Source organism: Azospirillum sp. 11R-A, assembly GCF_049472615.1.
GTDB classification, from domain to species: Bacteria; Pseudomonadota; Alphaproteobacteria; order Azospirillales; family Azospirillaceae; genus Azospirillum; species Azospirillum palustre.
Genome location: NZ_JBCEBL010000006.1, coordinates 22,594 through 41,707 on the forward strand (window position 1 = coordinate 22,594; position 19,114 = coordinate 41,707).

The window sequence follows — 19,114 nt, forward strand, 5'->3', positions numbered from 1 at the left end:
CGTCATCGGGCGAGGGCAAGCAGCCGGTCGCGGGTCGCCCCGAAGCACAGATAGACGGCGGCGCTGGTGTGGACCGACACCCCATCCAGCTCGGCCGGGATGCGGTCATCCATGTCCAGAACCTCGACAGCCGCCCCGCGGCCGGTGAAGAGCCGCTTGGCGGTGAGGGTGTTGGCGAAGGGCACCACGGCATCCCGCCCGGCTCCGCACAGGACCATCGGCGCGCGCGGTGTCCAGTCCAGCAGGTCGTTGCCGGCGAGGGCGCGACGGAACGGAGCCTGCGGATCGTCGAAGGAGCGTGTGAAGCCGTCCTGGCGAAGCCGCGCGATCTCCGGTCCCGGCGGCAGCACTCCCTGCCGGAGCACATCGAAGATGTCGAGGCGGCCCGGCATGACTCCCTCGACCGTGGCGTCGAAGGGCGACCGGAACACGTCGGCGGGCGAGGCATAGATGTTGGCGTAGACGCGCTGCATCGCCACCACGGCATAGGCGAACAGCGCCGTCGCCAGACCGTTCGGCCCCGCCGGCCCGGTCGCCGACCAGCCGTCGATGAAGGTTTGCTCCAGCGCATAGGGACCGGACATCGGTGCCGTTCCGGCAAGGTGGAACTCGCCGGCATGGTCGCGCTCGATGGTGCGCTGGGCCGCCATCGACGCATGCCCGCCCTGGGAATAGCCGGCCAGCAGCACCTTCCCGGACAGCGGGATCCGCGCCTCCGCCGCCACGCTGCGCGCGGCGCGCAGTGCATCGACGATGGCGGATGCCTCGCTCTCCGCATGCAGATAGGGATGGAACGGATAGTCCGAGCGGCCGAGCCCGAGATAGTCGGTGGCGGCGACCGCGACGCCGCGGGCAGCGTAGAAGGTCAGCAGCGGGCTGTCGCCCGCCGCCAGCGTACCGTCGGCCTGACTGGCGTCCTGCCGCGTCTGGGTGCCCTGTGCCCAGCCCAGCAATTCATGCGGCTCGCCGCAATCCGGGCCGCCGGGCAACAGCAGCATGGCCGAGGCGGTCGCCGGTTCGCCATGCACCCCGATGGTGGCATAGGTCACCCGCGACAGGGTGACGTCGCAGCGCGGCCGGCCGATGAAGCCGGCGTGCGATCCGAGCCCGGCCTCGATCGCATCCCGCCGGTAGGTCGCCAGCGTCGCCACCTCAAGCACCGAGCCCCGTGCGGAGGCGTGGACAGCCAGATCGGAGGCCTTCGCCACGGCATCGTCCGCCGCGGCGGCTGCCGACCCGGCCGCGCAGACGGCGGACAGGATGCACAGCAGCCACAGCCCGGCGCGTCCGCCCCGCATCGTCGCGCCCATCAGCGGTTCAACGCGCCGGCAACCAGCCCGGTCGGCCCCGACTGACGCCGGGACCGGCCGTCGGCCGGCGCCAGATCGCGATAGAGGGCGGCGGCGATTTCCGCCGCCCGGACCGGCAGGACCGACAGCAACGTGTCGCTCAGCCCATGGGTCTCCTCGCAGAAGCCCTGGATGAAGACCGGTGCCGTCAGCTTGGGGTCGGTACTGACGCGATAGTCGCGGTCGACCCGCAGGTCGCCCATCAGGTCGCCCAGCGGCTCCAGCAGCCGACGGTGGGAGTTGCGCTCGTACCCGGTCGCCAGGACCACCGCGTCATAGCGGATTTCCTCCAGGACACCGTTGGACAGGTCGCGCAGGGTGAGCGCGATGCCGGCCCCGTCGGACGCGACCGCTTCGATCTGCCGCCGGCACAGGAAGCCGTGGCGCTGCACGCCGGACACTTTCTGGCGATAGAGGATGCCGTAGATGCGGTCGATCAGCTCGGCATCGACCACCGAATAGTTGGTGTTGTGGTAGTCCCGGATCAACTGCGCCCGTTCGTCCTCCGGCAGGTTGAACATCACATCGGTATAGGCCGGCGCGAAGATCTCGTTGACGAAGGGCGTGTCGTCGGCCGGACGCAGGACCGCCGAGCGCAGGATCATGTCGGCCCGCACCGACGGGAAGCTGTCGTTGAGGTCGATGAAGGCCTCGGCGGCACTCTGCCCGCCACCGACCAGGGCGATCCGCATCGGCGTTCCGGCGACGCAGGGCTGGGTGGCGATCCGCTGCACATAGTCGGCATGGTGGAACACACGGGGATCGTCCTTCAGCCCGGCGAACAGCGCCGGGATGCGTGGCGTTCCGCCGGTGCCGACCACCAGCGAGCGGGTCCGGCGCACGCGTTCGATACCGTCGGGGCCGCGGGTGACGACATCCAGCATGCTGATGACGCCGGACCTGTCGACGACCGGTTCGACGCGCACCACCTCCGTGCCGTAGCGGCAGGCATCGGAGAAGTGGGACGCCACCCAGCAGAGATAGTCGTTGAACTCCATCCGGCAGGGATAGAAGGTGCCGATGTTGATGAAATCGATCAGCCGTTCCTTGCGGTGCAGATAGTTCACGAAGCTGTAGGGGCTCTGCGGATTGCGCAGGGTCACCAGATCCTTGAGGAAGGAGATCTGCAGGTCGCTCTGCTGGACCAGCGTGCCGCCATGCCAGCTGTAGGAGGCCTGCCGGTCGAAATAGGCCGTGTCCAGCGCCCGTCCGGAACGCTCCGCCTGTTCTTCGAGGGCGATCGCCAGCCCGATGTTGGAAGGCCCGAACCCGATCCCGGCAAGGTCCAGGGGCTTTTCGGAGAGGCTGAACTGAGTCATGGAATTGTCGTCCCCTGTTTTGAGAATCCCAAAAACGCCGCCACGGCTGCCGGACGCATGGGCCGGTCCTGCTCCTGCCTGTGCCGGTCGTGCCGGTCGATGGCGTGGCGGGGCTCCAGCCGGATGCCGACCGACATCAGCCGACCGCCGCCTCCTTCCGGATTCTTGAAAGACGACGAACGCACCCCGCTGAAATTTAGGCCCTTTCGCATCCGAGCCGCTTTGGTGCACGAATCGCCATGGTGGCAGCGTCCACCCCGGGGGGCGGCAGTTCCGGGAAACGCCTGGCAGAGCTTCGGCACGGACAGGTCGGATTGCGACATCAGAGCGGTCTCCGACCGAGTTGAATCGGAGAGGCTTGAAGGATTCCCAAGGCGCGCCGGATGGGTGAATCCGAGGTTGTGATAAACTGAACCGCGCCGGGTTTCCCGGAGGCCCCGTTTCTTGAAAGAGTGGGGTCATCATGACGAAGCGGAGATCGGCGAAATGCGCCCCTGAAGTTCGCGAGCGCTCGGTTCGGATGATGTTCGAGCACGAAGGCGATCATGCCCCGCAGTGGGCGGCGATCGGCTCGACCGCGGCGAAGATCGGCTGCACGGCGAAGACGCTGCGGGGCCGGGTCCGGCAGGCCGAGCGCGACCAGGGCAAGCGGCCCGGCCCGACGACGGACGAGCAGGAGCGGATCCCTCCCTTTATTCTAACGGGAAGAATTTTTATTCAATTGTTCGCTCATGTGAAAAGCGCGACAGAGCATAATGGAGCGATCAATCCGAACGCAATATTTGGGAACTTATTTGGGGGACTAGGATCCTAAACCCCCGTCCGCCCGCTTCGTCACGACCGCTCAGAAAGCTAGGTTCACCGAAGATGGAGGTCGGGACGCTTTCAACCTCCAGCCCCTTCAGCGTCGGCACGATCCGCACATGGACAACAGCGGAGCCAATCGGTCTTCAAACAGCGTCATTTCTTCGTCCTCACGGTTTGGGGGGAGGGGGTGTCACCGCTGCTGACGCTTCGGCAGGCCGGTGCGGAATGGGTGCGACAGAGGAAAGCAGGGGCCGTGGTCGCGAGAGCAGCGCCAGGATGGAGGGCGCCTCAAGGGGATTGTCATCCCAGGCGCAGGGTGCGGCAGCGAGCCCAATGGCTGCCACCGCCGCAAGAAGGACACGCATGGTGCTGTCTCCCACAGTGGATGTATGATAATGATTACGATCATAATCACATTGGCGTTCCGCCAAGGTCAGCGGGTGCGGCGATGGTGATCGGGACAACCGAACTTTCCGGTGACGACATGAGCCGCAAGAGCGCCAGCCCAACCACCCCTCCCACCTCCGATACGCCAGCCGCTGCGCTGGCGGGGAAGTCACAAACCGCCCGGCTGGCGGATTTCATGTGCTTCACGATCTATTCGGCCAACCTCGCCTATTCGCGGGTCTATAAGCCGGTGCTGGAGCAGCTTGGCGTCACCTATCCCCAGTACATCACCATCATCGCCCTATGGGAGGAGGATCGGCAGACCGTCAAAAGCCTCAGCGAGAAGCTGTTCCTTGAGCCCAGCACCATGACGCCGATGCTGCAACGGCTGGAGGCGATGGGCTATGTCACGCGCACGCGCGACGACGAGGACGAACGCAGCGTCCGCGTCACCCTGACCGAGGCAGGGCGCCAGCTTCGCGAGAAGGGTCTGGGCTTCGGCGAATTGACGGTGAAGGCTTCCGGGCTTCCGCCCGACGAGTTCCGCGCCCTCCAGAGAGCGGTCGCCCGGCTGCGCGATAACCTCCGGGAGGCCAGCAAGTAAAACAGATTGGATGCGGAGGTCCGGGGCCATGCGGGCCTTTCCTCAACCGAAGGTGAAGGCGTAGGCGTCGACACCGGGATCGAGAAAGCGCACCTCGAACGTCCGTTCCCGCACCGCGCCCGCCTGCCGCACCAACTGATAGAGCCGGGTTTCGGAGACGGTGCCGTTGCCTTCGGCATCGGTGTCCGTTCCATGATCCCGCCCGGGCGCCATGCCGTCGACCGTGACCTGGAAGCGGACCGGCCTGCCGTCCTGGGCGGGACCGAGGATGAGGTGCAGGTCACGCGCCCGGAAGCGGTAGACGATCGCCCCGCCCGCCCGGTTCAGCCGCGCCTGCTCGGCCCCGACCGTCCAGTTGCCGGAGAGCCCCCAGCGGTTGAGCCGCAGCGCGCCGACCGTGTAGTCCTGCGGCCGCTCGATGCCGTCCCGCTCCGGCGACGCGAAGTTAGCCGCCTGCCGATAGCCGACATAGGTTTCGCCGGAGCGGACTTCACCGAGGTCGGCGGGCGCCTGGGCGCCCTTCCCCGCCGGGCTGACCAGCCCGCCGTCACTGGCCGGGCCCTCGGCAGCCCGGCCTCCGGCTGCCTCCGCCAGCAAATCCTGGATGACCCGTTCGGTCTGTTCATACCCGCCCTCGCCGAACCGGTGATGACGGATCCGGCCCGTGGCGTCGGCGATATAGAAGGCCGGCCAATAGCTGTTGCCGAACGCCCGCCAGATGCGGAAGTCATTGTCGATCGCCACCGGGTAGGTGATGGCGAAATCACGCAGCGCCTTCTGCACGTTCCCGATCCGCTTTTCGAAGGCGAACTCCGGAGCATGGACACCGACCACAACCAGCCCCTGGTCCCGGTACTTTTCCGCCCATGCCCGCAGGTAGGGCAGCGTGCGGATGCAGTTGATGCAGGAGTAGGTCCAGAAATCGATCAGCACGACCTTTCCACGCAACTCCTCCGTGGTCAGCGGCTTTGCGTTCAGCCAGTCCGTCGCACCGTCCAGGGAGGGGAGAATGCCCTCGACCGGCAGGCTGCTATGGTAGACCCGCCGGGCATCGGCAAGCTCCAGACCCCTCCCGGACGTCTCCGGCGCACCCGACACAGCGTCATTGGCAACGACAGGAGCGAACCGGTCGATCAGCGATTGTTCGACGCCGGACGTGCCGGCGTAGGACAGGCGGGCCAGCAACCCGGTGTCGAGCCCCAAGGCGATGACGCCGACACCGGCAAGGACGGCGATGCCCAGTCCCTGGCGGAGACGCTCCCCAACACCGAATGACCGCTTCATCGCCGCCAGCATCCGGCCGCCAGCCAGAAGGGCGAACGTCAGGGATGTCGCAGCACCCGCCGCATAGGCCGCCAGCAGCAGTGTGGTTTGCAGGCTGGCACCGTGAAGCGCGGCACCGGTCAGGACCAGCCCGAGGATCGGCCCGGCGCACGGCGTCCAGAGCAGACCGGTGGCGACGCCCAGCAGAAGCGATCCGGCGACACCGGCCCGACCGGACAGCCGGTTGCCGACGGCGACCAGAGGACGGCTGAGCACCGCCGCCGCGCGTGGCGACAGGAGCGTCCATCCGAACACTGCCATCAGCGCAAGGGCGGCGGTCCGCCCGGCGCCATTGGCTTCCACCGCCCAGCCTCCGCCGACCGCGGACAGCGTGGCGACACCGGCGAAGCTGGCCACCATGCCGAACAGCATCGGCAGGACGCTGCGGAACAGCGGCTGCCCCGCCCGGGAGAAGACGAAGGGCACGACCGGCAGGATGCAGGGGCTGACGATGGTCAGGGCGCCCGCCAGGAAGGAGACGAGAAAGAGGATCATGACTGAACCCTTTCGACAGGCCGGGCACGGGTGGGCGCCCGGCCCGGCAAATCAGTGGGAGACCGCCTCGGCCGCCTCGACGATCAGGGCGGCGACTGCCTCGGGCTTGGCAGCGTAGACGGCATGGCTGGCCTCGACCGACCGGGCATGGCTGCCGGCCCGGCGGGCCATTTCCAGTTCCAGCTCGGGGTTGATCGAGCGGTCGGCGGTCGCCACCAGCGCCCAGCTTGGCTTCGACTTCCATGCCGGGTCGCCGGCCGGCGTCGTGAAGGCGCCCTTGGCCGCGAACACCTGGGACCGGGCGAGGAAGGCTGCGTCGGCCGGCGGAAGGTCGGCGGCGAAGGCACCGGCGAAGGCCGGCGGGTCGAGATAGAGGTAGCCGTCGGCGGTGGCCTTGACGGCACCCGGCTCGGCACCGGCCACCGGCTTGCTCTCGGCCAGTTTGGCGAGGCTCTCGCCCTTTTCGGGCTCGAAGGCGGCGACATAGACCAGGGCCGCGACATGGCTGTCGTGCCCGGCCTCGCTGATCACCATTCCGCCATAGCTGTGGCCGACCAGAACGGCCGGACCCGTCTGAAGGGAGAGGACGCGGCGCGTGGCAGCGACATCGTCGCCGAGCGAGGTCAGCGGCTGCTGGACGATCGACACGGCATAGCCCTTGGCGGTCAGGATGTCGGACACCTTGCGCCAGCCTGAGCCGTCGGCAAAGGCGCCATGCACGATGACCACCGACTTCACCGGGGCGGCGGCGGCCGGCGACCAGGGGGCGGCCAGCGACAGGGCCAGACCGAACAGGGCAACCGGAAATTTGTACGGAAGCATGGATGTATCCCGTCATGTAGTTTGTGTCATAATGATTATTTTGATAAATACATCGGCGGAAGGCGGGCTGTCCAGACGGAACGATGCGGACGCCGGCGTACGGCAGGGGGATTTTCGTACCGTCATGTATCGGCCAACCGGGCGGATACAGGCCGACACAAACCGCCGGACGCGGGCAGCGCTCCACCCGTCATAAGACCGCCGAACAGCAGCGAGGTTCGACCGAATGGATCACATCGACCACGTTCTGATCGTCGACGACGACCGGGACATCAGGGAACTGGTGTCCGGCTATCTGAAGAGGAACGGACTGCGCGTGACCCTCGCCGCCGACGGTCGGCAGATGCGATCCTTCCTGGAGCGCGACCGGGTGGACCTCATCGTGCTCGACATCATGATGCCGGGCGACGACGGGCTGGTTCTGTGCCGGGAGCTTCGCGCCGGCCGGCATGCCACGACACCGGTCCTGATGCTGACCGCGCGCAACGACGAGATGGACCGCATCCTCGGCCTGGAGATGGGGGCCGACGACTATCTGGCGAAGCCGTTCGCCGCGCGCGAGCTGCTGGCCCGCATCAAGGCGATCCTGCGCCGGGCGCGCATGCTGCCGCCCAACCTCCAGATCAGCGAGGCTGGGCAGCTGCTGAGCTTCGGCAACTGGCGGCTCGACACTGTCGCCCGGCATCTGCTTGACCAGGACGGCACGGCCATTGCGCTGAGCGGCGCCGAATACCGGCTGCTGCGTGTCTTCCTCGACCACCCGCAACGGGTGCTGTCGCGCGACCAGCTCCTCAACCTGACGCAGGGGCGCGAGGCGGAGCTGTTCGAACGGTCCATCGACCTGCTGGTCAGCCGGCTCCGGCAGCGGCTGCGCGACGACGCGCGCGAGCCCAGCCACATCAAGACCGTCCGCAACGAAGGTTATGTGCTGGCAATGCCGGTGGAGATCACGAGGGCACGGCCATGAGGGACACGGTCATGAGAGGCACGGCCATGACGGGCACAATCCTCCGGTTCAGCCACGTCATGCATCCGCCGCGCACCCTGCGCTGGCGGCTGTTCCTCATCCTCCTGACCGGGCTTGTCCTGGCGCATGGCCTGTCCTTCGGCACGCTGGTCCTGGAGCGCACCAGTGCCGCCAAGGCAATGATGCTCGGCACGCTGGAGCAGGATGTGGCGACCTCGGTCGCCCTGCTCGACCGCCTGCCACCGGAGGAGCGCGGCCGCTGGCTGGCGGTGCTGGAGCGGCGCACCTACCGCTACGAGCTTGGCCCCGGCCTGCCGGGCGTGCCAGACCTGGGCAGCCGCGGTGCGGAGATCGCCCGTGCCATCAACGGCGGCGCCGGTCCGGGTTTCCCGGTGGTGGTCGAGACCATTCCCGGTGACCGCCCGCATCTCCAGGCCCACGTCACGCTTCGCGACGGCTCACCGGTGACGATCGACGTGACACCGGCGCTCATGCCGCTCGCCACCTGGCTCCCACTCCTGCTGGCCGCCCAGCTCGTGCTGCTGGTCCTCTGCACCTGGCTTGCCGTGCGGCAGGCGATCCGCCCGCTGGCGCGCTTCGCCAAGGCGGCCGAGACGCTCGATCCCGGCGGCACGTCGGCACGGCTGGCGGAGGACGGCCCGAGCGAGGTTGCCCATGCCGCGACCGCCTTCAACGCCATGCGGGACAGGATCGCCCATTATCTGGAGGAGCGGGTGCGGATTCTCGCCGCCATTTCCCACGACCTCCAGACGCCGATCACCCGCATGGCGCTGCGGGTCGAGATGGCGGAGGACAGTCCGGAGAAGGAGCGGCTGCTCCGCGATCTCTCGCAGATCGAACGGCTGGTGCGCGAAGGGGTGACCTATGCGCGCAGCACCCATGGGAATGTCGAGCCCCCGGCCCGCGTCGATGTCGGATCCTTCGTCGAAAGCCTCGCCTTCGACTATCAGGACATGGGCAAGCCGGTGACCGTCCGCGGCCTCTCCGGTGCGGTCCTGACCACCCGGCCGCACGCGCTGCGCCGCATCCTGACCAACCTGATCGACAACGCCCTGAAATTCGCCGGAGAGGTCGAGATCACGGTGACCCGGGACGGCGCCGGCCGGATCGGCATCGCGGTCCGCGACACCGGCCCCGGCATTCCGGAGCATCAGCTCACCGCCGTCCTCCAGCCCTTCTACCGGCTGGAACAGTCGCGCAACCGCGATTCCGGAGGAACCGGCCTGGGACTGGCCATCGCCCACCAGCTGACGCTGGCAATCGGCGGGTCGCTGACGCTACGGAACCGGCGCACCGGAGGCCTCTGTGCCGAGGTGACGCTCGGCTGACGGGCGGGCTAACCGTTTCCGAAGGCAGTGGCGAAGACCGCCCAGCGCTCCTCGAACAGCCGCAAGAGAGACGGCGCGTCTGCCGCTGCGTCGTCGCCGAGCCGCAGCCGGTTGTTGACGCCCTCCAGCAGGTCGACCAGGATCCCGCAGATTGAAGCCGGATCGCCCGGCCGCAGTTCGGCCGCACCTTGGGCGGCGGCGACAAACCCGACCAGAGGTTCCAGCGCATCGCGCGACCAGGATGCCAGCCGCTCCCGGAGAGCCGGCGAAACCGCGGCCTCGGCGCTGACGGACAGGTAGAAGGCGGCATAGTCGCGCGACGATCCGATCTCGACATAACGGAACGCGGCGCAGCGCAACGCTTCGAGCGCTCCCACCCCACCCTCGCCAGCGGCGGACAGCAGAGCGTCGCGGAACCGCCCGACATCGCGCCCGACCACGGCTTCGAGAAGGGCGGCTTTGTTGGAGTAACGGCGGTAAAGCGTGTGCTTGGAGACACCGAGTTCGGTCGCAATCTCTTCCAAACCGCTGTTGGCAACGCCCTTGCGGCAGAAGACAGCCCGGGCGCCGTCCAAGATGCGGGCATCGATGGCTGCGGCCTGTTCCCTGGTCGGCCTTCCCCCTGGCTTGCGCCCGCCAGCGTCCATGATCCCGTCCCTTCCGCTCTCCATCCACCGACAAAACAGCACAGATCCGTTGCGTTTTCCATCGCCGCCTGATATCAGCACGATTGCGTGCCGATATCCTGAAATCAACAAGGGGCGACGCATGGCCTCCATCTCCCTGTCCCGGATCGGTTGGGCGACGCCTGATGGCCACAGCGTCCTGTCCGGTGTCGACCTGAATTTCGGGCAAGAGCGCACCGGCCTCGTCGGACGGAACGGCGTCGGAAAATCGACCCTGCTGAAACTCGTCGCCGGAGAGCTTCAGCCGCTCGCCGGCAGCGTCCGGGTCACCGGCACGTTCGGCCTGCTGAAACAGACGGTCCGGCCCACCGAGCGGGAAACGGTGGCGGACCTGTTCGGCGTGACCGAGGCGCTCACCCTTCTGCACCGCGCCGAGGCCGGGACAGCAAGCGCAGAGGAACTGGCGGACGCCGATTGGACGCTGGCAGAGCGCGTCGCCGCCGCACTGGCCCGCGTCGGGCTCGATGCTGGCCCCGATGCCCGGCTGGCGGAACTCTCCGGCGGCCAGCGCACACGTGCCAGCCTTGCCGCGGCGGTCTTCGCCGCACCGGATTTCCTGCTGCTCGACGAGCCGACCAACAACCTCGACCGCTCCGGCCGCGAGGCGGTGATCGCCCTCCTCGCCGGCTGGCGGGCCGGAGCGATCGTGGTCAGCCACGACCGCGAACTCCTCGACCGGATGGACGCCATCGTCGAGTTGACCTCGCTGGGTGCCACCCGCTATGGCGGCAACTGGACGCGCTACCGCGAGCGCAAGGCGACCGAACTGGAAGCCGCTCAACAGGATCTGGCCCACGCGGAAAAGCAGGCGGCCGAGGGCCGGCGCAAAGCGCAACGCGCGGCGGAACGGCAGGACCGGCGCGATGCGGCCGGATCACGGAAGGCCGCGCAAGGCGACATGCCCCGCATCCTGCTGGGCGCGCGCAAAAGCAATGCCGAGGCCAGCCGGGGGTCCGGCGCCAAGCTGGCCGACCGCCAGCGCGCGGAGGCCGAGATGGCGCTCACGTCGGCACGGTCCCGCATCGAGATCCTGCAGGACTTCTCGCTGGCGCTGCCACCCACCGGGCTTCCAGCCAACAAAATCGTCCTGCGGTTGGACGACGTCACCGCTGGCCACGACCCGGACCATCCGATCGTCCGCGATCTCTCCTTCACCATGGAGGGGCCGGAACGGGTCGGCATCGTCGGGCCCAACGGGTCGGGCAAGACGACCCTGCTAATGCTCGTCGCTGGTGGGCTCGCCCCGATCCGGGGCACGGTGTCGGTCGCCGTCGACTTCGCCATGCTCGACCAGAGTGTCGGCATCCTCGATCCCGCCATGTCGATCCTCGACAATTTCAAGCGCCTCAATCCCGGTGCAACCGACAATGCCTGCCGGGCGGCCCTCGCCCGCTTCCTGTTCCGGGCGGACGCAGCCCTGCAGCAGGTCGGAACGCTGAGCGGCGGACAGATGCTGCGCGCCGGCCTCGCCTGCACGCTGGGCGGACCGCGGCCACCGGCGCTGCTGATCCTGGACGAGCCGACCAACCATCTGGACATCGACTCTGTCGAAGCCATCGAGGCGGGGTTGAGAGCCTATGACGGCGCCATCCTGCTGGTCAGCCATGACGAGGCCTTCATGGCCAACATCGGCATCGAACGACGGCTGAGCCTCGATCCACAGGACGGCGGGAGCCCATAGCCTCCGCCTGGCATCGCCGATCCGGGACAGGGTCGGGTCGGTTACCCCCATCGGGACTTTGTATCCCACTGTATCGGTTGGGTCGGCAGGTACAGACGCTTTCACCATGTCCGAAGGCCGGACATGCGGGGGATACATCGGCATCTCATGTTGCGGCCACGGATAAACGCATGTCGGGAGAGATAAATGGCACGGAAACTGGAGACGGAAGCCGCCGGCACGGCCCTGGTCGACCACGGGCGGCGGCGCTTCATCGGCACGGCGACCCTCGCAGCGGCGGCCGCCGGCCTTGGGCTGGGAACGGGACGGGCGCAGGCGGCCCCCCCTGCGGCACGGCCGGCGGCGGACTCCCCCTCGCCCACCGGCTTCAAATCGCTGAAGCAGATCGATGCCGGACCGCTCAACATCGGCTACGCCGAGGATGGCCCCGCCGACGGGCCGGTGGTTCTCCTCCTGCACGGCTGGCCCTATGACATCCACAGCTATGTGGAGGTGGCCCCGATCCTGGCGGGGGCCGGTTACCGCGTCATCGTTCCTCATCTGCGCGGCTACGGCACGACGCGCTTCCTGTCCGCCGCGACGCCGCGCAACGGCCAGCAGGCGGCGATTGCCGCCGACATGATCGCCCTGATGGATGCACTGAAGATCCAGACCGCGATTCTCGCCGGCTACGACTGGGGCGCCAGGACGGCGAACATCATGGCCGCACTCTGGCCGGAGCGCTGCAAGGCCATGGTGTCGGTCAGCGGCTATCTGATCGGCAGCCAGGAGCTCAACCGGGCACCGCTGCCTCCCAAGGCGGAGCTGCAATGGTGGTATCAGTATTACTTCGCCACCGAACGCGGCAGGGCCGGCTACGCAAAGTATACGCACGACTTCGCGAAGCTCATCTGGCAGCTCGCCTCCCCGAACTGGGCCTTCGACGACGCCACCTTCAACCGGTCAGCAGCTTCCCTCGACAATCCCGACCATGTCGACATCAGCATCCACAACTACCGCTGGCGGCTCGGCCTTGCGGAGGGGGAGACGCACTATGACGCGCTCGAACGGGCGCTGGCGGCCTTCCCGACCATCAAGGTTCCCACCATCACCATGGAAGGCGACGCCAACGGCGCTCCGCACCCGGAACCGGAGATGTATCGGGCGAAATTCACCAGCCGCTACGAGCATCGGCTGATCACCGGCGGCATCGGTCACAATCTGCCGCAGGAGGCGCCGAAAGCCTTCGCGCAGGCCGTATTGGACATCGGCAAGAATTGACCGGGACCTGACCGCTTTCGCGTGGACAGACCACGAGTCCGGATGTTGCGCCCGATCGGTTGCTTGTAGCGCATCATCGCCACCTCACCCAAGGAGCGGCGGCCGTACTGGGCCGCCCGCTGCCCCCGCGGCGGCCAGGTGCACTTACGCGACGATCAAGGGCTTTGAGGTGATGCGGGCGCTCCGCAAAGGCCAACCGTCCAGATTCAACATCACCCGCGACTGCGGAGCGAGGCGCGCCTCGTCGAACGCGACTTCGATCTTGGACCCGGTGTGCTCGCCGAGGCCGCGCAGTTCATCAGCCAGCAGTTCGAACTCCAGGACACATAGCCTCGGTGGTGACGCCCGTAACCATCATTTCGCGCCTGCCGGCAAACTTTGCAACAGAGCCACCGCAAAAGTGATCACACCGCTCGGGTCGGATCGTTGATCGACGAAGTTCGCGGAGCGATCTCTTAACCCTCCTCGCCTCCTTGCAACACGGTTTTTCAACGAGAGGAAAGGAGGACAGTGCCCGTCTTGCCCGGCGTTTCGACGAAGGCCGCGGCCTTACCAACCTCCGCGAGATCGAAGGTTTTTTGTACCGGGAAGAGCTCCGGTTTCCCAGCCGCCAATTCGAGTGCCAACTTGATATCGGATTTACGTGTTTCCGGAGACAGCTCCGCCCAACGGCCAACGGTGACCCCGGAGATGCGGATATCGCGCGTCGAGAAGTGAAGTGCCGGAATGGAGATCGGCTGCCCCGAAAGGTCGCCGTAGGAGATGAGGCTGCCGCCATGGGAGAGAAGGCCTGCTGCCATGCTGGCCGTTTCGCCTCCAACCGGGTCGAGAACAACGCCTACCGGCCGGCCGTCCGCGGCCGAGAGCACCCGCTTCTGCCAGTCGGATTCGTTTGTCGAAACGACGGGAAGGTCCGGGAAGACGACGTTGAGTTCGTTCACGCCTGCCTCGCGTCGAACAACGCCGACAACGTCGTATCCACGGTCAAGAAGAAGCCCGATCGTCAGTCGCGCGACGGCTGACCCCGCCGCAGTCAGAACCACGGCGTCGCGGCCGGGTTTCGCACCGGAAGCCTCGACCGCCCGCACGAGAAGAGCGGTGGTCAGCGGGTTCACGTGGAGCTGTGCCGCAGCTTCGTCGGTAACGCTGTCGGGGATTTCCGTGACAAAGTCGGCTGGCACGACGACCTTTTCGCTCCAGGCGCCGCGGCCGGGGAAGAAGGCGATCCGAGTGCCTGGAGCCAGGGCCACACCGTCTCCGGCCTGCTCGACGATGCCATAGCCCTCAAAGCCAACGCGAACACCGTCTTCCGGCGGGACAGTGCCGGGCTGGTAGCGCCCGGCCACGCCAAGAAGATCGCCATGGTGAACGGGACGAAGAAGGACACGGACGAGGACCTCGCCGCGACCGGGTCCGCCGGGCTCGGCGACGTCCACTGCCTGAAGAACGTCTTCCGGCTTGCCATGCTTGAAATAGACTGCTGCACGCATTTCCAGGTCTCCTGTGGGGGAGCAGCCCGTGGCCGCTCCCATTGCTGTCAGACCTGGGCCTGTCCGCCGTCGGCGAAGAGTTCGGCTCCGTTGACGAAACTTGCATCGTCTGATGCGAGGAAGAGCGTCGCCTTGGCGATCTCCTCGGATTCGCCGACACGGCCGAGCGGGATGCGCGAAGCGAGGTAGTCGAGCAGCCCCTGCTGCTGGTCCTTGTCGTCACCGGCCAGTCCAACGAGGCCCGGTGTCCGGGTGGCGCCCGGCGAGACGACGTTGACGCGGATGCCGGTGCCCTTCAGGTCGAGCGCCCACGAGCGGGCAAGGTTTCGCACGGCGGCCTTCGAGGCCGAGTAGACCGAGAAGGCGGCCGTGCCTTCCGTGCCCGCGGTCGACCCGGTGAGCACCACCGAGGACCCCTTGCCGAGCAGCGGCAGCGCCTTCTGGACCGTGAAGATCACGGCTTTGACGTTGCGGCCGAAGGTGTCGTCGATCTGTTCCTCGGTAATCTGGCCAAGCGGAAGCATGCTGCCACCGCCGGCGTTGACGACGAGCACATCGAGACGACCCTGTTCCGCCTTTACCTGGGCGAAGAGTCTATCGAGATCGTCGTTGCTGCTGGAGTTGGCCTGAACGCCGACGGCGGCGTGACCGATTTCCGCAACGGCCTTTTCCAGGGCGTCCTTACGGCGACCGGTGATGTAGACGCGGGCGCCTTCAGCGGCGAAGAGCTTGGCGGTCGAAAGGCCGATGCCGCTGGTGGCGCCGGTGACGATTGCGATCTTGTTCGCGAGTCTGTCGGTCATGATGGTTTCCTGTTGAGGGCGTGGGGAAGGGATCGGCCCGGGTTCGCCGGGACCGTCGGAACTTGAAACTGCTTCGGGAAGTGGCGCCGGCGTTTGGTTTTTCGTCGCCGTCCGATGAGATGAACCTAAGCCGTTATCCTGCCGTCGAGAAGCTACCCGCGATGGAGGCATTATCCATGGGGATGGATGATGTCGGTCGCCCTTGTGCCTCGTCGGGCATCGGCAGCCTCGAACACGGTCGCCGCCCAATCGGCGAATGCGCGAAGCCGGGGGTTTGGAAACCGATCCGCCGGATAGACGAGATGCAGGGCATGATCCTCCGGCTTCCACTCCGGCAGCAGTTCGACAAGCGTCCCCGCCTGGAAATGCGGCCTTGCGAAGAAACCGAAGCTTTGCCCGATGCCGAGACCGGCCAGCAGAGCGGTCAGATGTGCCGTGCTTTCGTTGACCGCAATGCCGATCGAAGCCGGACGCTCGATCTTCTCATCGCCACGCTGGAAACGAAGGGGAAAGCGCTTGCCGGAAGACGCCGAGAAATAACTCACGATCCGGTGGCCATCCATCTCGTCCGGATGCGTCGGCACCTGCTTTCCGGCCAGATAGCCCGGTGCGGCGCAGACGACGTAGTCGAGCTCGCACAGCTTTCTCGCTTTCAGCGATGAGTCCGGCAGAGCGCCGCCACGGATGACGCAATCGATACCCTCGCCGACGAGATCGGCCGACCGGTCGCTGACACCCAGCAGCAGATCGATGTCGGGGTATTGCCGCTGGAAATCATCCAGTTTGGGAATGAGTATCCGGTTCGCCAGGACGGAGCCGATGTCGACCCTGAGCCTTCCTTTCGGGGTGCTGCGGGAACCGGCGACCGTTCCATCCATATCGTCGAGATCCGCCAGGAGCCGAAGCGCCCGTTCGTGATAGGCCAAGCCCTCGTTCGTCATGGTCACCGAACGGGTCGTCCGCTCAACCAGCTTCGTTCCGAGATGCGCCTCAAGGTCCTGCACCAGCTTGCTGGCCGACGATCGCGGCAGGTTCATCGAGTCCGCAGCTTTCGCAAAAGAGCCGGCTTCAGCAACACGGACGAATGTGCGGATCGCGAGTATCTGGTCCAAACGCAAGCTCCATGATTTCTGGATCGGGACGCGCAAAACCGGGCTCGATTTGCGGCGCGAATCCGATCGCCGGACAAAGGCTACAGCTTTGGGGGAAGCCCCACCATATCCTGGCCTCCCGACGGACGGCCCGCCGTTCCGCAGGCCGCCCAGCCGCGTTCACTCCGAAACTTGAACCTGCAGGACCTGGCCCGGCTGGCCGTTTTCAACCGAGGCAACCACGAGATAGCGCCGCTCGTCCTTGTGCCTGGCCTCCACGATCTGCCGGATCGGCCCGACGGCGTTGACGATCGCCGAGCCCGCAGGGTTGGTCATGAAGTTCGAGAGCCCCTCCAGCGGACCGCTGCCGTCCACCTTGCGCGACAAGGCCAGAACATAAGCCTTCTTCGGCTCAAGTCCCGTGACCGAAGCCTGCAGGACCTGCGTCAGGCCCTGATCGAACAGTGAGACGGTGGAGGGGGTCTTGCCCTTCCCGCCCGCCGCCGCCAGCCTCAGATGCGCGGCCTCGCCGGCCTTGCCGAGCGGCACGAGGTTCTGCAGGCCGTCCCCTTCCGGAACGGCATTCGGAACATAGGCGACCGCCTGCGGCGCCTGACCGATCGGGATGGTGGCGATAACCTTGTTCGTCAGGGTGTCGATCACGGCGAACTGGTCGGCATTCTCAAGGCCGACATAGACGCGCGTGCCGTCGCCCGAGGGCCAGATGCCGTGCGGCAGATTGCCGACCGGGATCGTCGCCACCTGTTCGAAATCATCGGTGCGGAACACCTTTACCTCGTTCAACCCGCCGACGGTCACGAAGGCGAAGCTGCCGTTCCTGTTGGTGACCAGGTTGACGTGGTTGGTGATCGGTCCGGTGTCGATCGTCCTGATCAGGTCGAACGGCGCTTCGGCGCTGAAGACCTGCGTCTTGCCGATGTCTTTCAGGGTGAACCAGACCTGCTTGCCATCGGGCGAAGCCGCGATGTTGGGGCAGAACGGGCTTTCCTGCTTCACATGACCGAGGATCCGGTGATCGGCAACCGAGACGATGACCGTCTCCGGATTGAAGGACGAGCAGATATAGCCGTAGCGTCCGTCAGGCGAGAAGATCTGCATGCCGGGGCCGGCCGGCACCTTAATCCGCGTCTTTTCCTCGAAGCTGGTGGTGTCGAGAACGGAGATGTAGTCCTCGCCGCGCACGGTGACCCAGACTTCCTTGCCGTCCGGGGTGAAGAAGGCTTCGTGGGGCGAGCGGCCGACATAGGTCGTGTGCCTGACCATATTGGTGGCCGTGTCGATGAAGGTGACCGAGTTTGAGCCGATCGAGACGACGGCCAGGGTCTTGTGGTCGGGCGAAAAGCCCATGCCATGGACGAGTACCTGACCCTTGTAGAGCGGCGACAGGTTGCCGGGCTGCGGATCGCCGAGTTTGATGACCCCCAGCAGCCTGTTGGTCGATGGATCGCTGACCGAGACGGTGTTGGAGAACTGCTCGGCGGCATAGACACGGTCCCTGCCGCTGATCGGGATGTCAGGATCGGAAGCGGCAGCCGGAGCCTGTCCGGCGAAAGCGGCGAATGGGAAGAGTATGCTGCCGGCGAGAAGCGCCGCAGCGACAGACAGACGGGTCATTCGGGCAGGCCCTTTCAGTCACATCTTCATGTTCGGATCCATGCGCTGCATGGAACCCGCGGGATTTTTGTCCGGAGAAACCTGTGTCGGCGCGGGAGCGGAGGGCGGAAGGGTGTCGCCGATCGCAAGCTTCATGGCTGCGATCTCCTGTTGCTGCTCGACGATGATCTCCTGAGCCAGCCGCTTGAGCTGCTCGTTCCTGCCGTATTTCAGGATGGTGAGCGCCATGTCGATGGCGCCCTGATGATGCGGCGTCATCATCGCCACGAAGTCGCGGTCAATATCGCCGGTCGGCTTGGCCGCCATGTCAGCCATCATCCTGTCCATCGCCGCATCGTTGGCGGCGAGATAGGCGGCTTCCGGTCCATCCGAGATGGATGCGGAATGGTCATGCCGCGAGGACTCATGCTGTGCTTGGTCATCGGCCAGGGCGGCATGGGGAACCAAGCTCGCCGCCAGGATCGCGGCGAAAGCGGTTGCCTTTCCAGTCGACCAAATCGTCATTGGCTTCTTCCTTTTGGGTTCACAGCGCTGGACGACCGGATGGGGGGCGGGAGCCGAAAATTGGCCTCCCCCGCGGGCGAGCACGAATGATCCTCAGCTTTGCTGGAAGGAGGCTGCAAGATTGCCGAGGACACCAAGCTGGCCGAGAATGGTCGTCGCGGCCGTGTAGCAATGGAACGAGGTCACCTTGCCGTCGTTCAGGCGGAAGACGTCGCAACAGGGGGCATGCATTTCTTTGCCGGTCGGCGGGATCGTTCCGGCCGGGAGAGCAAGCGGCCCGGTCTGGGTGCCGTTGAGCGTCAGCTCGACGATGACAACATTTTCGTTGACGTAGAAATTTCCAAGTTCGCGGTGCATATCATGGAAAGCGCTGGCATAAATCTCCACCGTCTTTCCAATGTCTTCTCCGTAATATTTCGCATCCGCCGAGACATCCCAGAAATAGCCGTTCTCGGCGAAGAGAGCAGCAAATCCTTCGATATCCTTGACTTCAGCGGTACGATAAAGTTCGCGGATAATTTCTTCATTGGTGGGCATGTCAT

Annotated in this window: 17 protein-coding genes and 1 pseudogene; 6 read left to right on the forward strand and 12 right to left on the reverse strand. The window is 66.2% G+C overall.

What is annotated here, in order from left to right; translation table 11 throughout:
• Positions 1-2: 2 nt before the first annotated feature.
• The 3 genes from VH569_RS10925 to VH569_RS10935 are packed head-to-tail and all read right to left on the reverse strand — an operon-like array spanning position 3 to position 2,991.
• Entirely contained in the window at positions 3-1,310 is a 1,308-nt protein-coding gene (locus VH569_RS10925) for a lipase family protein (RefSeq protein WP_423315355.1), read from the reverse strand.
• Complete coding sequence (locus VH569_RS10930) at positions 1,310-2,668, reverse strand: lysine N(6)-hydroxylase/L-ornithine N(5)-oxygenase family protein (RefSeq protein ID WP_423315356.1); 1,359 nt, start codon at positions 2,666-2,668, stop codon at positions 1,310-1,312. Before VH569_RS10930 ends, VH569_RS10925 begins: the two co-directional genes overlap by 1 nt.
• Positions 2,665-2,991: a hypothetical protein gene (locus VH569_RS10935; RefSeq protein WP_423315357.1), complete on the reverse strand. Its 327-nt coding sequence runs from the start codon at positions 2,989-2,991 to the stop codon at positions 2,665-2,667. The genes VH569_RS10930 and VH569_RS10935 overlap by 4 nt, the downstream gene beginning before the upstream one ends.
• A 140-nt stretch (positions 2,992-3,131) precedes the next feature.
• On the opposite strand from VH569_RS10935, the pseudogene VH569_RS10940 reads away from it, so the two are divergent.
• A pseudogene (locus VH569_RS10940) lies at positions 3,132-3,353 on the forward strand (IS3 family transposase); the annotation flags it as partial.
• 606 nt (positions 3,354-3,959) lie between these two features.
• Positions 3,960-4,466, forward strand: coding sequence for a MarR family winged helix-turn-helix transcriptional regulator (locus VH569_RS10945; RefSeq protein WP_423315358.1), 507 nt, complete (start codon positions 3,960-3,962; stop codon positions 4,464-4,466).
• A gap of 42 nt (positions 4,467-4,508) precedes the next feature.
• Here the strand turns inward: VH569_RS10945 and VH569_RS10950 are convergent, their stop codons facing one another.
• Together VH569_RS10950 and VH569_RS10955 are read right to left on the reverse strand one after the other, a co-directional pair.
• The gene (locus VH569_RS10950) at positions 4,509-6,284 is read right to left on the reverse strand and encodes a cytochrome c biogenesis protein DipZ (protein WP_423315359.1); all 1,776 of its coding nucleotides are present in this window, start codon (positions 6,282-6,284) and stop codon (positions 4,509-4,511) included.
• Between the two features lie 51 nt (positions 6,285-6,335).
• Positions 6,336-7,106: an alpha/beta fold hydrolase gene (locus VH569_RS10955; protein WP_423315360.1), complete on the reverse strand. Its 771-nt coding sequence runs from the start codon at positions 7,104-7,106 to the stop codon at positions 6,336-6,338.
• Between the two features lie 226 nt (positions 7,107-7,332).
• On the opposite strand from VH569_RS10955, the gene VH569_RS10960 reads away from it, so the two are divergent.
• A complete protein-coding gene (locus tag VH569_RS10960; protein ID WP_423315361.1) occupies positions 7,333-8,073 on the forward strand; it encodes a response regulator in 741 nt (246 codons plus the stop codon).
• Between the two features lie 26 nt (positions 8,074-8,099).
• Positions 8,100-9,422 (forward strand): sensor histidine kinase, encoded by a 1,323-nt coding sequence (locus tag VH569_RS10965; RefSeq protein WP_423315362.1) that lies wholly within the window; start codon positions 8,100-8,102, stop codon positions 9,420-9,422.
• An 8-nt stretch (positions 9,423-9,430) separates the two neighbouring features.
• On the opposite strand, the gene VH569_RS10970 is transcribed toward VH569_RS10965, so the two are convergent.
• Positions 9,431-10,192, reverse strand: coding sequence for a TetR/AcrR family transcriptional regulator (locus tag VH569_RS10970; protein ID WP_423315363.1), 762 nt, complete (start codon positions 10,190-10,192; stop codon positions 9,431-9,433).
• Between VH569_RS10970 and VH569_RS10975 the strand changes: the two genes are divergently transcribed.
• Positions 10,191-11,789 (forward strand): ABC-F family ATP-binding cassette domain-containing protein, encoded by a 1,599-nt coding sequence (locus VH569_RS10975; protein ID WP_423315364.1) that lies wholly within the window; start codon positions 10,191-10,193, stop codon positions 11,787-11,789. The genes VH569_RS10970 and VH569_RS10975 overlap by 2 nt on opposite strands.
• Before the next feature lie 186 nt (positions 11,790-11,975).
• Positions 11,976-13,049 carry an alpha/beta fold hydrolase gene (locus tag VH569_RS10980; protein ID WP_423315366.1) on the forward strand — a complete coding sequence of 358 codons (1,074 nt, stop codon included), beginning with the start codon at positions 11,976-11,978 and terminating at the stop codon, positions 13,047-13,049.
• 488 nt (positions 13,050-13,537) lie between these two features.
• On the opposite strand, the gene VH569_RS10985 is transcribed toward VH569_RS10980, so the two are convergent.
• From VH569_RS10985 to VH569_RS11010, 6 genes are all read right to left on the reverse strand, one after another.
• Positions 13,538-14,539 (reverse strand): zinc-binding dehydrogenase, encoded by a 1,002-nt coding sequence (locus VH569_RS10985; protein ID WP_423315367.1) that lies wholly within the window; start codon positions 14,537-14,539, stop codon positions 13,538-13,540.
• A 47-nt stretch (positions 14,540-14,586) separates the two neighbouring features.
• Positions 14,587-15,342: an SDR family NAD(P)-dependent oxidoreductase gene (locus VH569_RS10990; RefSeq protein WP_423315369.1), complete on the reverse strand. Its 756-nt coding sequence runs from the start codon at positions 15,340-15,342 to the stop codon at positions 14,587-14,589.
• 170 nt (positions 15,343-15,512) lie between these two features.
• Entirely contained in the window at positions 15,513-16,454 is a 942-nt protein-coding gene (locus VH569_RS10995; protein WP_423315370.1) for a LysR substrate-binding domain-containing protein, read from the reverse strand.
• Between the two features lie 159 nt (positions 16,455-16,613).
• Positions 16,614-18,068, reverse strand: a complete 1,455-nt coding sequence (locus VH569_RS11000) for a hypothetical protein (RefSeq protein ID WP_423315371.1) — start codon at positions 18,066-18,068, stop codon at positions 16,614-16,616.
• An 18-nt stretch (positions 18,069-18,086) separates the two neighbouring features.
• On the reverse strand, positions 18,087-18,572 hold the full coding sequence (locus VH569_RS11005) for a DUF305 domain-containing protein (protein ID WP_423315372.1): 486 nt from the start codon (positions 18,570-18,572) through the stop codon (positions 18,087-18,089).
• 93 nt (positions 18,573-18,665) lie between these two features.
• Entirely contained in the window at positions 18,666-19,109 is a 444-nt protein-coding gene (locus VH569_RS11010; protein WP_423315373.1) for a nuclear transport factor 2 family protein, read from the reverse strand.
• Positions 19,110-19,114: the final 5 nt, after the last annotated feature.

What these genes read in the sequence shown, in the direction of transcription:
- VH569_RS10985 (WP_423315367.1), bottom strand. Translation starts at nt 14,539, where the DNA reads ATGCGTGCAGCAGTCTATTTCAAGCATGGCAAGCCGGAAGACGTTCTT.
- VH569_RS10950 (WP_423315359.1), bottom strand. Translation starts at nt 6,284, where the DNA reads ATGATCCTCTTTCTCGTCTCCTTCCTGGCGGGCGCCCTGACCATCGTC.
- VH569_RS11005 (WP_423315372.1), bottom strand. Translation starts at nt 18,572, where the DNA reads ATGACGATTTGGTCGACTGGAAAGGCAACCGCTTTCGCCGCGATCCTG.
- VH569_RS11010 (WP_423315373.1), bottom strand. Translation starts at nt 19,109, where the DNA reads ATGCCCACCAATGAAGAAATTATCCGCGAACTTTATCGTACCGCTGAA.
- VH569_RS10965 (WP_423315362.1), top strand. Translation starts at nt 8,100, where the DNA reads ATGACGGGCACAATCCTCCGGTTCAGCCACGTCATGCATCCGCCGCGC.
- VH569_RS10960 (WP_423315361.1), top strand. Translation starts at nt 7,333, where the DNA reads ATGGATCACATCGACCACGTTCTGATCGTCGACGACGACCGGGACATC.
- VH569_RS10975 (WP_423315364.1), top strand. Translation starts at nt 10,191, where the DNA reads ATGGCCTCCATCTCCCTGTCCCGGATCGGTTGGGCGACGCCTGATGGC.
- VH569_RS10955 (WP_423315360.1), bottom strand. Translation starts at nt 7,106, where the DNA reads ATGCTTCCGTACAAATTTCCGGTTGCCCTGTTCGGTCTGGCCCTGTCG.
- VH569_RS10990 (WP_423315369.1), bottom strand. Translation starts at nt 15,342, where the DNA reads ATGACCGACAGACTCGCGAACAAGATCGCAATCGTCACCGGCGCCACC.
- VH569_RS10970 (WP_423315363.1), bottom strand. Translation starts at nt 10,192, where the DNA reads ATGCGTCGCCCCTTGTTGATTTCAGGATATCGGCACGCAATCGTGCTG.
- VH569_RS10945 (WP_423315358.1), top strand. Translation starts at nt 3,960, where the DNA reads ATGAGCCGCAAGAGCGCCAGCCCAACCACCCCTCCCACCTCCGATACG.
- VH569_RS10925 (WP_423315355.1), bottom strand. Translation starts at nt 1,310, where the DNA reads ATGGGCGCGACGATGCGGGGCGGACGCGCCGGGCTGTGGCTGCTGTGC.
- VH569_RS10930 (WP_423315356.1), bottom strand. Translation starts at nt 2,668, where the DNA reads ATGACTCAGTTCAGCCTCTCCGAAAAGCCCCTGGACCTTGCCGGGATC.
- VH569_RS11000 (WP_423315371.1), bottom strand. Translation starts at nt 18,068, where the DNA reads ATGACCCGTCTGTCTGTCGCTGCGGCGCTTCTCGCCGGCAGCATACTC.
- VH569_RS10980 (WP_423315366.1), top strand. Translation starts at nt 11,976, where the DNA reads ATGGCACGGAAACTGGAGACGGAAGCCGCCGGCACGGCCCTGGTCGAC.
- VH569_RS10935 (WP_423315357.1), bottom strand. Translation starts at nt 2,991, where the DNA reads ATGTCGCAATCCGACCTGTCCGTGCCGAAGCTCTGCCAGGCGTTTCCC.